The 14643-nt window shown below is 46.4% G+C and carries 13 protein-coding genes and 1 riboswitch; of the genes, 10 read left to right on the plus strand and 3 right to left on the minus strand.

Annotated features, from left to right (window positions below; translation table 11 throughout):
• Positions 1 to 38: 38 nt before the first annotated feature.
• The 8 genes from ACFQPF_RS00775 (at position 39) to ACFQPF_RS00810 (ending at position 9303) form a co-directional block, all read left to right on the plus strand.
• Positions 39 to 482 carry a general stress protein gene (locus tag ACFQPF_RS00775; protein WP_379745039.1) on the plus strand — a complete coding sequence of 148 codons (444 nt, stop codon included), beginning with the start codon at positions 39 to 41 and terminating at the stop codon, positions 480 to 482.
• A gap of 289 nt (positions 483 to 771) precedes the next feature.
• A riboswitch (SAM riboswitch) is annotated at positions 772 to 879 on the plus strand.
• A 199-nt stretch (positions 880 to 1078) separates the two neighbouring features.
• A complete protein-coding gene (locus ACFQPF_RS00780; protein WP_379745042.1) occupies positions 1079 to 2878 on the plus strand; it encodes a PLP-dependent aspartate aminotransferase family protein in 1800 nt (599 codons plus the stop codon).
• Between the two features lie 23 nt (positions 2879 to 2901).
• On the plus strand, positions 2902 to 3882 hold the full coding sequence (locus tag ACFQPF_RS00785) for an aliphatic sulfonate ABC transporter substrate-binding protein (protein ID WP_379745045.1): 981 nt from the start codon (positions 2902 to 2904) through the stop codon (positions 3880 to 3882).
• Positions 3883 to 3957: 75 nt separating this feature from the next.
• On the plus strand, positions 3958 to 4734 hold the full coding sequence (locus ACFQPF_RS00790) for an ABC transporter permease (RefSeq protein WP_379745488.1): 777 nt from the start codon (positions 3958 to 3960) through the stop codon (positions 4732 to 4734).
• Positions 4735 to 4746: 12 nt separating this feature from the next.
• The gene (locus ACFQPF_RS00795) at positions 4747 to 5478 is read left to right on the plus strand and encodes an ABC transporter ATP-binding protein (RefSeq protein WP_379745048.1); all 732 of its coding nucleotides are present in this window, start codon (positions 4747 to 4749) and stop codon (positions 5476 to 5478) included.
• Complete coding sequence (gene acsA / locus ACFQPF_RS00800; RefSeq protein WP_379745051.1) at positions 5475 to 7172, plus strand: acetate--CoA ligase; 1698 nt, start codon at positions 5475 to 5477, stop codon at positions 7170 to 7172. The genes ACFQPF_RS00795 and acsA overlap by 4 nt, the downstream gene beginning before the upstream one ends.
• The gene (metX, locus tag ACFQPF_RS00805; protein ID WP_379745054.1) at positions 7141 to 8208 is read left to right on the plus strand and encodes a homoserine O-acetyltransferase MetX; all 1068 of its coding nucleotides are present in this window, start codon (positions 7141 to 7143) and stop codon (positions 8206 to 8208) included. The genes acsA and metX overlap by 32 nt, the downstream gene beginning before the upstream one ends.
• A 90-nt stretch (positions 8209 to 8298) precedes the next feature.
• Complete coding sequence (locus tag ACFQPF_RS00810) at positions 8299 to 9303, plus strand: homoserine dehydrogenase (RefSeq protein ID WP_379745057.1); 1005 nt, start codon at positions 8299 to 8301, stop codon at positions 9301 to 9303.
• 75 nt (positions 9304 to 9378) lie between these two features.
• On the opposite strand, the gene ACFQPF_RS00815 is transcribed toward ACFQPF_RS00810, so the two are convergent.
• Positions 9379 to 10140 carry a MerR family transcriptional regulator gene (locus ACFQPF_RS00815; protein WP_379745060.1) on the minus strand — a complete coding sequence of 254 codons (762 nt, stop codon included), beginning with the start codon at positions 10138 to 10140 and terminating at the stop codon, positions 9379 to 9381.
• A gap of 335 nt (positions 10141 to 10475) precedes the next feature.
• Positions 10476 to 10574 carry a YjcZ family sporulation protein gene (locus ACFQPF_RS00820; RefSeq protein WP_379745063.1) on the minus strand — a complete coding sequence of 33 codons (99 nt, stop codon included), beginning with the start codon at positions 10572 to 10574 and terminating at the stop codon, positions 10476 to 10478.
• A 222-nt stretch (positions 10575 to 10796) separates the two neighbouring features.
• Between ACFQPF_RS00820 and mscL the strand changes: the two genes are divergently transcribed.
• Complete coding sequence (mscL, locus tag ACFQPF_RS00825) at positions 10797 to 11243, plus strand: large conductance mechanosensitive channel protein MscL (RefSeq protein ID WP_379745066.1); 447 nt, start codon at positions 10797 to 10799, stop codon at positions 11241 to 11243.
• 39 nt (positions 11244 to 11282) lie between these two features.
• Here mscL and ACFQPF_RS00830 read toward each other — a convergent pair whose 3' ends face one another.
• A complete protein-coding gene (locus ACFQPF_RS00830; protein ID WP_379745069.1) occupies positions 11283 to 13106 on the minus strand; it encodes an APC family permease in 1824 nt (607 codons plus the stop codon).
• Positions 13107 to 13263: 157 nt separating this feature from the next.
• Here ACFQPF_RS00830 and gltP point away from each other — a divergent pair, with 157 nt between their 5' ends.
• Complete coding sequence (gltP, locus tag ACFQPF_RS00835; RefSeq protein WP_379745072.1) at positions 13264 to 14526, plus strand: glutamate/aspartate:proton symporter GltP; 1263 nt, start codon at positions 13264 to 13266, stop codon at positions 14524 to 14526.
• Positions 14527 to 14643 lie beyond the last annotated feature (117 nt).

Consider the following 14643-nt stretch of genomic DNA (forward strand, 5'->3'; position numbering starts at 1 on the left):
CATAATAAGATAGAGATGCACCCATAGGAGGGATAACAATGAAAAGACACATCACAGGCGCCTACGAAACAGAAAGAGAAGCTGTCAGCGCCATTAAAGAAATGATACATCGAGGGTATGAATCCCAGCATATCTCGATAGTAGCGAAAGATGATGATACGCTCTCATCTATAGCTGACCAGACTCATGTAATTGAAAAGCGTGTAGTAGAGGACGATTTAGACAACGCGACCTATGGAACGATTGCCGGTTTTCTTGCAGGCATCGGTGGAGGCATTGCAGTCCCGGGATTAGGCGTACCGGGTGTCGGCCCGCTGCTCGCAGCAGGACCATTTGCATCCATGTTCACACATGATGAAAAAGATTTTAAAGAGGTGCTGCTTGAGCAGGACTTATCAGAAGAAGAAGCAGAAAAGTACACAACCGCATTGATCGACGGGAAGATCATTGTTATGGTCGACGAAAACCACACACCTGCCTGAACGGCGAGTGTGTGGTTTTTTTGTGAATATTAAGGTTTGGGGGTACGGTACATATTTTTACGAACGGCGTGATTTAAAGGAATGTGGAGAGAAGTACCGTACCCCTCACACAATTGGTGAAAATATTTTTTTCTGCTAAAAGTTCCCGCTATTAAGCTATTTTGATCATGCCTGTGTGCTTGAAATAATATAATTTTCTGAAAATGTGTTGACGGATTGAATGTTGCTGTCATATAATCCATTTCAAGCAATAAAATGTTTTTATCACCACCACACATTTAAATAGCAACTCTTATCCAGAGCGGCGGAGGGAATAGGCCCTATGAAGCCCGGCAACCTTTAAACAGCAGTTTAAAAAGGTGCTACATCCTACAGACACAAGTCTGGAAGATAAGAGGAGGATTCTACATAACCCTCTTCTTATGAAGAGGGTTTTTTATATGCCCTCTTCATAAACCTCATGTTACACACCATCTTTGTATACATTCTTCCGGAATTTTAAAAACACAAACAGAAGGAAAGGAGCTTCTTATACTTTAATCCGTAGTTTTCGCATAGGGATAATAAAATTTAAATGATAAAAAGGAGAGATTATAGTGGCTAATTCTTTTGACAGCTATGATATTGAAACGGTGCTTTTGCATGGGGGACAGTCTCCCGATCCGACGACAGGTTCACGGGCGGTTCCGATTTACCAGACAACGTCATATGTGTTTCATGATACCGATCACGCACAAAGCTTATTTGCGCTCGATGAGCCTGGCAACATTTATTCCCGTATCGGCAACCCGACGGTCGATGTGTTCGAGAAACGAATCGCTCTTCTTGAAGACGGAGTAGCGGCGGTTGCTACCTCTTCCGGAATGGCGGCGATATCGCTTGCGATCTTCAACCTCGCTCACGCAGGTGACGAAATTGTCGCAGCATCCAATCTTTATGGAGGCACGTACAATTTGTTTGCCATCACGCTTCCTAAATACGGAATCAATGTAAGGTTCGTTGATGCGTCGGATCCCGAAAATTTCCGCACAGCCATCACACCAAAGACGAAGGCCATATTCGGTGAGGTGATCGGCAATCCAAGTTTGAATGTCCTCGATATTGAAGCTGTTGCGGATATCGCACATGAAAACGGAATTCCGCTCATCGTCGACAGTACATTCGCGACACCTTACCTTTGCAAGCCGCTCAGCTGGGGTGCCGATATCGTCGTACATTCGGCGACAAAATGGATCGGCGGACACGGCACCGCGATAGGCGGCGTGGTCGTTGATGGCGGCCGCTTTAACTGGAACAGCGAAAAGTTTCCAGGCTTTACGGAGCCGGATAAAAGCTATAACGGCATCCGTTATGCAACAGACTTCGGAACATTGGCGTACAGCGCAAAATTGCGCGTTCAGCTGCTGCGCGACTTTGGTGCATGCTTAAGCCCGCAAAACGCGTTTCTCTTATTGCAAGGCTTGGAAACGCTGCACCTTCGTGTAGAAAAGCATACAAAAAATGCGCTTGAAGTCGCACGGTATTTAGAGAAGCATCCTGCGGTGGATTGGGTGTCCTACCCAGGCCTTACCACGCATGGAGCTCACTCTCTTGCACAAAAATATTTGCGCAATGGCTTCGGCTCTATCGTGAACTTCGGGATAAAAGGCGGTAGAGAAGCCGGCAAGAAAGTCATCGATAACATCGCGCTCTGGTCGCATGTCGCAAACGTCGGTGATGCCAAATCATTGATCATCCATCCAGCGTCAACGACACATCAGCAGCTCGGTGCCGACGAACTCAAGACAACGGGCGTAACAGAAGAACTGATCAGGCTTTCCATCGGCCTTGAGTCGGTGAAAGATTTGACGAACGATCTTGATCGTGCGATCCAGATTGCAACGGGAACTTCTTTTAATGGGAATGAAAAAGCGGAAGTGGCCGTGAATGATGAGGGCGTGATCCGCTGGGCGCTTCAATCGCCGATCTATCGAGCGACCGAAAACGGCCAGGAAATTCAGCGGCCGAAAACGCTCGCGGTTGTCGGGCTAAGCTCCAATCCTGCACGGCCTAGCCACAGGCTGGCACGTAAAATGCAGCGCCTCGGCTATAAAATTGTACCCGTAAATCCGGGAGAAACTGAAGTTCTTGGAGAAAAAGCGTATCCAGATCTCAAATCTGTTCCATTTCCGCTCGATGTTGTGCAGATCTTTAGAAGCCCTGAAGCGGCAATCGAACTGGCGAAGGAAGCGGTCCTCGTTCAGCCGAAAGTGTTCTGGCTGCAGGAAGGCGTTATTTCTCCAGAAGCAGCATCCATAGCCAAAGATGCTGGAATCGATGTTGTTCATAATCGCTGCACATATAAAGAAGCACAACGGCTGCGTGGAACGATCGCCACGTACGCTTGTGAAGTGTAAGCAGAGAGAAAAGGAGAGAGATCATGAAAAAATGGGGAAAACAGCTGCTGCTGACTGCGGCGGCAGCCTTCCTGCTCGCAGGATGCTCAGACAAAGCAAGCGGCGGGGATGAAAAACCGAAGACGATTAAACTGGATTATGCCTATTATTCACCAACAAGCCTTGTTTTGAAGAAGTTTGGCTGGGCTGAAAAGGAGTTAAAGAAAGAAGGTATTAAGGTAGAGTGGGTGCAGAGCCAGGGCAGCAACAAGGCACTTGAGTTCTTGAATTCTAAAAGCGTCGATTTCGGCTCAACGGCAGGCGCTGCCGCTTTTATCGCCAAGTCTAAGGGCGCCCCGATCGAGTCGGTCTACATCTTCTCTCAGCCAGAATGGACGGCTCTCGTCACAAAAAGCAGCTCCATTTCTTCCGTCAAAGACTTAAAAGGCAAAAAGATAGCCGCCACCATTGGTACAGATCCTTATATCTTCCTTCTGCGAGCATTGCAAGAGGAAGGTCTAAGCTCGAGTGATGTGGAGATTGTGAACCTGCAGCATCAGGATGGCGCAAACGCGCTTCTTACCGGGCAAGTGGATGCCTGGGCAGGGCTTGACCCGCATATGGCTAAGGTGGAATTAGAGTCGGGCGGCGAATTTTTATACCGCAACCCAGAATTTAACACGTATGGCACTTTGAACGTCCGTTCAGCGTTCGCAGAGAATTATCCAGAATACGTGGAAAAAGTGATCGCTCTTTATGAAAAAGCTAGAAAGTGGACGGATAAAAACCCGGATGAAGCAGCAGAAATTTTATCAAAAGAATCCGGGCTTTCACTAGATGTCGCAAGAAAACAGCTTGAACGCAACAATTTTGAACAGCCGATACCAGGAGATGATCAAATTCAGGCGATTTCCGCCGCTGGAGAGGTGCTGAAAGCCGAAAAAGTAATCAGTCCAAATGCTGACATTGAAAAGCTTGTTAATGAGCTAATCAATCCGTCATACGCGAAAAGGGCTGTGAAATAGTCAGGAGGATTCATGATGGCTAGTAAAACGGAGGTTTGGCAAACGGCAGCTAGAAAAAGGAAGCAGCCGTTGGCAATGGCAGGCTGGAAGTGGCAAGGAAGCTGGCTCGGGCTGATCATCCCGGTCCTTCTTCTTGCAGGATGGGAGATTGCGAGTTCAAGAGGGCTGTTTGAAGCTCATCTTCTTCCTGCACCAAGCGCTGTACTTGAGAGAGTAGCGGCAATGGTAGCTGAAGGAACGCTTTATGGTCATATAGGAATCACGTTATATCGAGTGTTCATCGGATTTGCCATTGGTACGGCGAGCGCTCTTGTTATTGGATCGCTTGTCGGCTACTGGCGGCTTGCCGAGCAGCTTCTCGATTCGCTGCTTCAGGCATTCCGCTCGATTCCATCACTCGCGTGGGTTCCCTTATTTATTCTTTGGATGGGAATTGGTGAAACGTCCAAAATCGTGCTGATCGCCGTGGGAGTGTTTTTTCCGGTCTACCTGAACACCGTATCAGGCATTCAAGGCGTTGATCGAAAGCTGATTGAAGTGGGGCGAATTTATCAGTTTACGAGCTTTCAGATTGTGAGAAGAATTATCCTTCCGTCCTCGCTCCCTAGCTTTATAACAGGTGTGAGAAGCGGGCTTGGTGTCGGCTGGATGTTCGTGGTAGCGGCAGAATTAATGGGTGCAAGCAAGGGTCTCGGCTACTTGCTAGTTGAAGGGCAGAACACGTACTCACCTGATGTGGTCATTGCCAGTATATTATTGTTTGCTTTGCTGGGAAAAGGAACCGATTCACTGTTAAAACTAGCAGAAAAGAAGGCATTGCATTATCAAGATAATCTAGCAAACCAAGGGTAAGGAGGGTCTGTGATGCTGGCTGTACAGCAGCTTGAGAGAGTGTTCAATGACGGAAGCGCTGGCTTTCGCAACATCAGCTTTACTGTCCAAGACAGCGAGGTGATCGGCATCCTCGGAACGAGCGGCTGCGGCAAAAGCACGCTGCTCAGGGTGCTTGCCGGACTTGATCCCAACTATACAGGGAAATTGAGGAATGCCAACAACAATGGCAAACAGCCTGGCATGATGTTTCAAGAGCCAAGGCTGATGCCGTGGCTGAACGTAAGAGAAAACATCGCATTTGGTTTGAAAAATAAAGAAGAGCAGTCTAAGGAAGTGCAGCAGTTTATCGACTTGGTCGGACTGACTGGGTTTGAAGAGCAATACCCGAAAGATTTGAGCGGCGGCATGGCACAGCGCACGGCGATTGCACGCGCGCTGATCACGAACCCGTCTGTTTTATTGCTTGATGAGCCATTCAGCGCGCTCGATGCTTTCACGAAAATGCAGCTGCAAGACTTGCTGCTGTCGCTATGGGAAGAGCGAAAGACGACGATGGTGCTCGTGACGCACGATATTGATGAAGCGCTCTATTTATGTGACCGGATTTTCGTGTTAAAAGGTCAGCCGGGAGAGCAGTATGCAGAGATTATTCTGGATATTCAAAAGCCCCGTCAGCGCGGCAGTGTGGAGCTGGCAGAAAGAAAATCGAACATATTAAATTTATTGGATGTAAGCAGGGCAGGAGGCGGACTAAATAGATGACGGCAACAAACTTACAGCCTGCTGATGTTTTCAGCAACCTTGAAAAAGATGGAGGGCGAAGCAATTTTTCGTGGGAGGCAGTAGAGAAACGGTTCAAAGGATATTCAGAGAATCGTGTGAACATGGCGTATGAGTGCGCTGACAGGCATGTGGTAGAAGGGCGCGGTGGGAAAACAGCGCTGCACTTTATTAATGAAAGGGAAGAATGGAAAATCAGCTACCGCGAATTGAAAGAGCGGACCGATCAGCTGGCGGCCGTGTTAAAAAAGCATGGTGTGAAAAAAGGCGACTTTGTGTTTATCTTTTTGCCAAAACATCCTGACTGTCATATCGCGATGCTCGCGGCAATCAAGCTTGGCGCAGTAGCAGGACCGCTGTTCGAAGCGTTCATGACTGACGCGGTGCGCGACCGGATCGGGGACTGTGAAGGAAAGTTTTTGATTACAGATAGTGAGCTTCTTACCCGCGTTCCTCGTGAAGAACTGCCGCACTTAACGACCGTCTTTTTAACGGACGGAAAAGGCGAAGAAAGAGACATATCGCTGCTCGAAGAACTGCAAAAGCCGCTTGATACCTCATCTGTTCTGGAATGGGTTGAGGTCGATCATGGACTAAACATCCATTATACGAGCGGCTCAACAGGAAAACCTAAAGGCATTATCCACGCTCACCGTGCGATGGTGCAGCAATATCAGACAGGACGCTGGGTGCTTGATTTAAACGAGGATGATGTGTATTGGTGCACGGCGCATCCTGGCTGGGTGACGGGCACAGTGTATGGCGTATTTGCACCGCTTTTAAATGGTGCCACAGTCGTCATTCACGGCGGAAGATTCAGTGCTGAACAGTGGTATGAAACACTTGAAAAAACGGGTGTGACCGTCTGGTACAGTGCGCCGACCGCGTTTCGCATGCTGAAGGCTGAAGGCGATGAGCTGCCCCGAAAATATGATCTCTCCCGCTTGCGTCATATTTTAAGTGTCGGTGAGCCGCTTAATCCGGAAGTGATATATTGGGGTGCCGATGTGCTTGGCCTTCGCATTCACGACACATGGTGGATGACGGAAACAGGAGCTCAGCTTATCGTGAATCTGCCGTCAGAAGTGATCAAGCCTGGATCGATGGGAAGGCCGTTTCCAGGCATTGAAGCCGCTGTTCTTGATGATTTTGGTAAAGAACTTCCTAGAGGTGCTCTCGGGCATCTGGCAGTCAAAGCTCCATGGCCGGCAATCATGAAAGAGGTTTGGCAGAACGAAGAGAAGTATAAAACGTATTTTCCGTATGAGAACTGGTACGTTTCTGGTGATCTTGCTGTGATGGATGAAAAAGGATATCTCTTTTTCCAAGGTCGCAGTGATGACATGATCAATTCATCAGGAGAGAGGATCGGACCGTTTGAGGTCGAGAGCAAGCTGATCGAACATCCGGCTGTTGCTGAGGCTGGCGTGATCGGCAAGCCCGATCCTGTAAGAGGAGAAATCGTGAAAGCGTTCATCGTGCTGAAAAAAGGATTCGCTGATACTCCTGAGCTGAAAGAAGAGGTGCGGAAATTCGTTCGCAGTGAATTGGCTGCTCACTCAGCACCGCGAGAGATAGAGGTAGTAGAAGAGCTGCCGAAAACGAAGATATCAGGAAAAATTTTGCGAAGAGAGTTGAAAGCCCGTGAACTTGAAAAGCTCAGTCCAGGCGCCTGATGTGACCATTCGGAAAGTGAAAATTGGCAGCATTCTTCTCGAAAGCGGAAAACAGCTTGATGATGTTGAGCTTGCGTATGAGAGCGCAGGCAGTACAACCGGTCCGGTCATTCTTGTATGCCATGCGCTTACCGGCAGCCAGTATGCGGTAGGAACCGAAAAAGAACCTGGCTGGTGGGCAGGGCTGATCGGGAGTGGTCAATATGTAGACACCTCGCGATACAGAGTATTGACGTTTAATGTTCTTGGCGGTTGCAGCGGGTCGACGGGACCACGGTCGGTTTGTAAAAAGTCGGGACAGACGTATCGAGCTGATTTTCCTCACATTTCTGTAAGGGACATGGTAAGAGCTCAGAAAAAAGCGCTTGAAGTCCTCGGTATTTCAGAACTATTCGCGGTGATGGGCGGTTCGCTAGGCGGCATGCAAGTGTTTGAATGGGGAGTGATGTATCCTTCATTCATGAAAAAGCTGTTTGTTTTTGCGTCATCACCATATTTGAGCGATTACGGCATCGCGTTTAACAGGATCGGCATCACGGCCATCTGCAACGATCCTGCGTTCAACGGCGGTGATTATACAGAAGGTGCTGTGCTGAAAGGTCTTGAAATCGCACGTATGGCTGGACTTGTCACGTACCGGACCCCTGCTCTGTTTGACGGACGGTTCCGCCGTGAAGAAGCAGATGACGGTGAAAGACCATATTATCAAGTGGAATCGTATTTGAATTATCAAGGAGAGAAGCTGGCTAAACGATTCGACGCTAACAGCTATTTATCATTGCTGTATGCGATGAATGCACACGATATTGGAGCAGGGCGGGGCGGCTGGGAACAAGCATCTAACACGATACAAGCAGAGTTTTATGCGTTCGGATTTGAAGGCGATTTGCTTTATGACCCAGATGTGCTCCGTGCTTGTGCAAGTACAGTTAAATCGGGACATTATTTTCACGTTGAGACCTTGTTCGGGCATGACGGGTTCCTAACGGAATACGACCGCTGGGGCGGTTATGTTTCAGAAGCGCTTGAAAACTAAAAGTCGGGGTCCGGTACCATTTGATAAGAAGATTGAATTGGAAGCATTCTCGGTAAATGGTACCGGACCCCAGCACATAAGGGGGTACGAATGACGGTTATAAAAGCAGCACTTCTCGGGTTCGGCACGGTCGGGCAAGGTGTTTATGAAGCAATCCAGACACATAGTGAACAGTTAAAAAAGCTGCTGGGAGCAAGTGTTTCCGTTGAAGCTGTTCTTGTTAAAGATATAACAAAAGAACGGCCAGGGGTGCCGCGTGAGCTGTTGACGGATAACTTTAATGACATTCTTTCTATACCCGACTTGCAGATAGTATTTGAAGCCATTGTCGGAGTTGAGCCGGCATTAGGTTATTTAAAGCAGTCTATTGCGAAAGGATGCCACATCGTGACGGCCAATAAAGTACTTTTTGCACAGCATGGAAATTCTCTGCAGCAGGAAGCCAGCCGGAAAGGAGTAACGGTAGGGTTCGAGGCGACGACCGCTGGGGGCGCACCCGTCATCAGGACGATCAAGGAACTGTTGAGAGTGAACAAGATCAGCCGGATTGAAGGCATCCTCAACGGCACATCCAATTATATTTTGACATTGATGAGAGAAGAGAATTATACGTTTGAAGCCGCGCTAAAGCTGTCACAAGAAAAAGGCTATGCTGAAGCGGATCCGGAAAATGATGTGGAAGGATATGATGCTTTAAATAAGCTGCTTATTCTCAGTGAACTCGCGTTTGGTGAAAAGCCAGATTTGTCTGTATCAGGGGTAGAGGGTATTACACGCATTACGTTAGAGGATATCCAAAAAGCGAAGAAGGCAGGTCAGCGCTATAGGCATCTTGTAAGCGCCGAAATGACCGAGCACGGTGTTGCTGCAAGCATCAAGCCTGTCTTGCTAAGCGAAGACCATCCGCTGTACAGTGTGGATGGCGTGCTGAATGCAGTCGCGATCACCGCCAGTCTCGCGGGCACAGTGACCATCAAGGGTGCTGGCGCCGGTAAACTGCCGACAGCAAGCGCCATGATCGAGGATGCAGCAGCACTTTCAGGTAAACTGCAAACGGTTCAACCGCTAAGTGCGCGCAGCTTATTTGCAGGTTAAGAAGTAAGCATTAAAAAGACCGCTTCAATGTGTGCCGTTATCTTTTGAACGGACACTTGAAGCGGTCTTATGCATTTAGTTGGATTGACGGTCACAATAAATGTGCATGGCATCTCTCATAAAAGCGGCAAGTCCTTTTTTGTGTTTATCAATATTCTTTGTGAATCGCGGATCATCCACATACAAATCACCAAGGCCGCGAAAAATATCAAGCGTGCACTCATAAAAGTGATCAGTGATCAGCTGTCGCCATTTAGCGATCACTTGCTGAACTACTTCGTCATCAGGACCGTGATCCATACGAGAAGCTAGGGTGCGATAAATTTCATCGCTTTTAGCCTGAATACGAGCCCAATCTTCTTTGCTGTATTGCTGTGTCTTTTTTTCTGATTCGGCTACGATGGTTTTATCGTATTTCTTTCGCACTTCTTCTTTATATTTTTCTTCGTGCTTTCGAATATCTTCCATGCTAAAGCTGTCGAACATTTCCTTTTCTTTCATAGTTGTTCCTCCTTCAATGGATCGAATGGTCTTATCCACCGTTTTAATAATGTTTTCAAGCCGTTCTTTTTTCTTTAAAAGAAGCTCTTTATGCGATATCATCGCTTCTTTTCGGTCAAAACCAGGCTGATCTAAAATCTCTTTGATCTGCAGCAGGCCAAATCCGAGTTCTTTAAAGAATAAAATTTGCTGCAAACGCTCCAGATTCGATTTGGAATAAAGACGGTATCCCGAAGCTGAGGAAGAGTCAGGAACAAGCAAGCCGATTTCATCATAATGATGAAGCGTCCGGACACTCACACCTGATAAAACAGCCATTTCCTTGACTTTATACATGTCACTCACCTCCATATATGTATCGTAAATCATCACGTAACGTTAGGGTCAACAAAAAAAAATAAAAATAATGAGGGGTCCGGTACGATTTCCTTCTTTCTGCAAAGTGACGCCTCTTAGCGAGAAGTGTACCGGACCCCAAAAAACCAAACCCCCCAAAAAAAAAAGACGCGGAAAACCCTCTTTCAGATTGAAAGAGGGTTTTCCGCTGTGTCATCGTATGGGAGTTGCCGCTCTTCGTGCAGTGCTTTTTTTTAAGAAGGTTTGAAGCGGGCGTGACGAACGCATGCAGCTTGCATTCAGTTCTTTAAATAAAAGCAAAAGCATTCAGTGGATTAGTATCCGCACCAGCAAGCACCGATAATGATTAACAAGATGAACAACACAATGATCAAAGCGAAGCCGTGGCCATAACCGCAACCTTTAGTTCCCATCCCTTACACCTCCTTCATCTCTACACCCCTAACATATACACCGTACAAGTTAGGCGATTGGGCGGATGACTATAGGAATAAGCCTATTTTTAAAAAAAGAGGTATTTCTTTTAAATATGGAGACCATACAAGAATAAATTGGAATCTTAATGGGATTTGTCATTCACAGCTTTTTATGTAAAATAGACAGTAACATGGCTTAAGAAAGGAGCTCTTTCAAACATGTGGCAAGAATTTAAAACATTTATTATGAGAGGGAACGTGATTGACCTGGCAGTGGGTGTCATCATTGGAGCTGCCTTTTCAAAAATTGTCACGTCGCTTGTAGAGGATGTCATCATGCCGCCGATAGGGCTGCTGCTAGGGAAAGTGGATTTCAGCAACCTGTACGTGAACCTGAGCGGTAAAGGCTACAGTTCTCTTGCCGAAGCGCAAAAAGCAGGTGCGGCTACCATCAATTACGGGCTGTTCTTCAACAGCTTAATCAACTTCCTTATTATTGCGGTTGTTATATTTCTAGTTGTTAAACAAGTGAACCGTTTTAAAAAACAAGAAGAAGTGAAAGAACCGGATACAAAAGAATGTCCGTACTGCCTTTCACAGATTCCTCTTCGCGCAAGAAAGTGTCAATGCTGCACAGCCGATCTTGCTGTTGAAACAGATGCATAAAACAAAAACGCGGTCATCCTAAATGGAGACCGCGTTTTATCATTTTTTAAACCGGTATGGAACGGTCGTCACGATCACATTTTTTACATAAAGCAAATACGTTCTCAGCAATAAGCTGGATTGGTTGTGCAGTATGTTATGCCAGCTTTTTTTCGTGATAAATTGCGGAATCAGCACGGTGACCGCATACGAATCTTCTTCTGCTTTAGCCGCCACAATATCGATGAACTTCGTTAACGGCTGTGTCACGCTACGGTAATGGGACATAAGCGTCACGAGGCGAATGTCTGGGTAGCGAGCTCGCCACTTTTCCTCCATCTCCAGTTCGCTTTCCCTGTCGAACGCAACATAAACAGCGATAACTTGATCGCCAATTGATCTTGCATATGTTAATGAATTTTCAACGACCTTCGTTATTCCAGCCACAGGCACAATGATGACGTTGCCCTTTATGTGAGGAGCAGGAGTCTGGTTATCCAGTCTTAACTGGCTCCCAACATCCTGATAATGACGGTTGATCCGGATAAATATATACACAATGATTGGAAGGAAGATGAGAACCGACCACACTTGAGCAAACTTGGTCACAAACAAAATCGACAGGACCGTGAACGTGATGACCGCCCCTACAGCGTTGGTTAACAGCTTGAGCTGCCACCCTTTAGGTTTGTCGCGCAGCCATTTTATGATCATGCCTGACTGAGACAGCGTGAACGGAATGAACACACCGACTGCATACAGAGGTATCAATTCCTCCGTCATGCCACTGAAAGCGACAATCAGTACGATAGAAGACACACCAAGCGTGATGATCCCGTTCGAATAGCCTAAACGGTCACCGCGCTGCAGAAACATTCTCGGCATATATTTGTCGCTCGCTAGATTATAAGCGAGCAGAGGGAAGGCGGAAAATCCGGTGTTCGCCGCCAGAACGAGAATCAGTGCTGTGGTTGCTTGGATGAAATAATACATCGTTTCCCTTCCGAAAATGGTAGAAGCGATTTGAGACACAACGGTTTCATCTGCCTTTGGCGATATGCCAAGGTAAAATGCTAAATAAGTGATGCCGGAAAACAGCACGGCAAGGATGATGCCCATTAAAACAAGCGTGCGTGCCGCATTTTTAGGTGCGGGATCTTTAAAGTTTGGTATTGCGTTAGAAATCGCCTCAACTCCTGTCAAAGCCGAGCAGCCGGAAGCGAACGCACGCAGCAAGAGAAACAGCGTGATGCCAGGTACGGCTGTGCCGACAGGATCATGAAGATCAGGAGAAATCTGCCCGGTGGCAATTCGGTATCCTCCAACTGCAATCATTGCAACAAGTGCGAACACGAATAAATAAACAGGATAAGCAAGAACAGAAGCGGATTCGGTCACACCTCTTAGATTAAGGATCGTAATAAAAATGACCAGAACAGAGGCGATGACGACATTGTAATCGTGAAATTCAGGGAATGCAGATGTGATTGCGTCAGCTCCGGCTGACACGCTCACCGCCACGGTCAGTATGTAATCCACGAGCAGAGACCCGCCTGCGATCAAACCAGGCGTAACTCCTAGATTTTCCCTAGATACGACGTATGCTCCTCCACCGTGCGGATACGTGTAGATGATTTGACGGTAAGAAAGAATAAGTGCTGCGAGCAAGAAAAGCACGCCTGCAGCGATCGGGAGCGAGTACCAATAAGCAACTGTCCCGACAACGGCAAGCACGAGCAATATTTGCTCTGTGCCATACGCGACGGATGACAAGGCATCGGATGACAAAATGGCAAGCGCTTTCAACTTGGCTAACTTTTGTTCACCAAGTGCGGAAGATTTAAGCGGTCGGCCGATCAATATTCGTTTTATGGTAGAAAACATAGTGCACCAGCTTTCTGAAAAATATTACTTGACGATTTTATCATACAGAACTTTATGTGTAAGCTGTTATTTAACAGTTGAATTGACAATTTTAGTTTAAAATAATAAACTTGTAAACATGTGTTAGTGTCATAATTTGTCGAAAGGAGTCAACAACATGAAAAGAATTGGATTAGCATGGCAGATTCTGATCGGGTTAGCACTAGGTATTGCGGTAGGCGCCATTTTTTATGGAAACCCTTCCGTACAGACATATCTGCAGCCAATCGGCGATATCTTTATAAGGCTCATTAAGATGATTGTCATCCCAATAGTCGTTTCAAGCTTGATCGTCGGAGTGGCAAGTGTAGGCGATATTAAGAAGCTTGGACGTCTCGGGGGAAAGACAATCCTTTATTTTGAAATAATAACCACCATCGCTATCATTGTAGGCCTAGCGGTTGCCAATATTTTTAAACCAGGTGCCGGAATCAATATGTCAGCTCTGTCAAAAGGCGATATCTCCAGTTACATGGGAACTACTGAGGAAGTGCAGAGCCACGGTTTTGCTGACACATTCATTAATATGATTCCTTCTAATCTGTTTCAGTCGCTCGCAGAAGGGAATATGCTAGCGATCATTTTCTTCAGCGTCATTTTCGGAGTTGGTGTAGCAGCGATCGGTGAAAGAGGGAAGCCTGTTCTTTCGTTCTTTCAAGGCGTAGCAGATGCTATGTTTTACGTGACGAACCAAATAATGAAGTTTGCTCCATTCGGAGTTTTCGCCCTTATCGGTGTAACGGTATCAAAATTTGGCGTACAATCGCTTATCCCATTAAGTAAGCTCGTGCTTGTCGTATACGGCTCGATGTTCTTCTTCGTTTTTGTCATTCTTGGAGCTGTTGCATTCATGTTTAAGATTAATATTTTCAACATGATCAAGCTGTTGAAGGATGAATTGATTCTTGCATACTCTACAGCAAGTTCTGAAACCGTCCTTCCTAGAATCATGGAAAAGATGGAGAAGTTTGGATGTCCAAAATCCATTACGTCTTTCGTGATTCCGACTGGTTACTCGTTCAACTTAGATGGATCTACCCTATACCAAGCAACTGCGGCAATATTTATCGCACAGATGTATGGAATTGACCTTTCCATTTCAGAGCAGATTTCACTAATGCTTGTTCTTATGGTAACTTCTAAAGGGATTGCAGGAGTTCCCGGCGTTTCGTTTGTCGTCCTTCTTGCAACCTTAGGAACAGTTGGAATTCCATTAGAAGGACTTGCATTTATAGCAGGTATCGACCGAATCCTTGATATGGCTCGAACAGCGGTAAACGTTGTGGGTAACTCGCTAGCTGCTGTGGTCATGTCTAAATGGGAAAGACAGTATGATGACCAAAAAGGCGCGCAATATTTGAACGAACAAAAAATAGCATAATGAGCAAAAAGACCAGTTCATCATCATTTGATCTGGTTTTTTTTTTTTTTTTTTTATGAAAAACTTGAATTTAGAGGTTAAGACAGGTAAAATGTTAAGAATTTAAATTTTCTGATT

This window comes from Fictibacillus iocasae (assembly GCF_042665465.1).
In the GTDB taxonomy this organism is placed as follows: Bacteria; Bacillota; Bacilli; order Bacillales; family Fictibacillaceae; genus Fictibacillus; species Fictibacillus iocasae.

Bases quoted from the DNA above. Each gene is read 5' to 3' on its own strand.
- ACFQPF_RS00775 (WP_379745039.1), top strand. From the start codon at position 39: ATGAAAAGACACATCACAGGCGCCTACGAAACAGAAAGAGAAGCTGTC.
- ACFQPF_RS00785 (WP_379745045.1), top strand. From the start codon at position 2,902: ATGAAAAAATGGGGAAAACAGCTGCTGCTGACTGCGGCGGCAGCCTTC.
- ACFQPF_RS00790 (WP_379745488.1), top strand. From the start codon at position 3,958: ATGGCAGGCTGGAAGTGGCAAGGAAGCTGGCTCGGGCTGATCATCCCG.
- ACFQPF_RS00795 (WP_379745048.1), top strand. From the start codon at position 4,747: ATGCTGGCTGTACAGCAGCTTGAGAGAGTGTTCAATGACGGAAGCGCT.
- acsA (WP_379745051.1), top strand. From the start codon at position 5,475: ATGACGGCAACAAACTTACAGCCTGCTGATGTTTTCAGCAACCTTGAA.
- ACFQPF_RS00810 (WP_379745057.1), top strand. From the start codon at position 8,299: ATGACGGTTATAAAAGCAGCACTTCTCGGGTTCGGCACGGTCGGGCAA.
- ACFQPF_RS00815 (WP_379745060.1), bottom strand. From the start codon at position 10,140: ATGTATAAAGTCAAGGAAATGGCTGTTTTATCAGGTGTGAGTGTCCGG.
- ACFQPF_RS00820 (WP_379745063.1), bottom strand. From the start codon at position 10,574: ATGGGAACTAAAGGTTGCGGTTATGGCCACGGCTTCGCTTTGATCATT.
- mscL (WP_379745066.1), top strand. From the start codon at position 10,797: ATGTGGCAAGAATTTAAAACATTTATTATGAGAGGGAACGTGATTGAC.
- ACFQPF_RS00830 (WP_379745069.1), bottom strand. From the start codon at position 13,106: ATGTTTTCTACCATAAAACGAATATTGATCGGCCGACCGCTTAAATCT.
- gltP (WP_379745072.1), top strand. From the start codon at position 13,264: ATGAAAAGAATTGGATTAGCATGGCAGATTCTGATCGGGTTAGCACTA.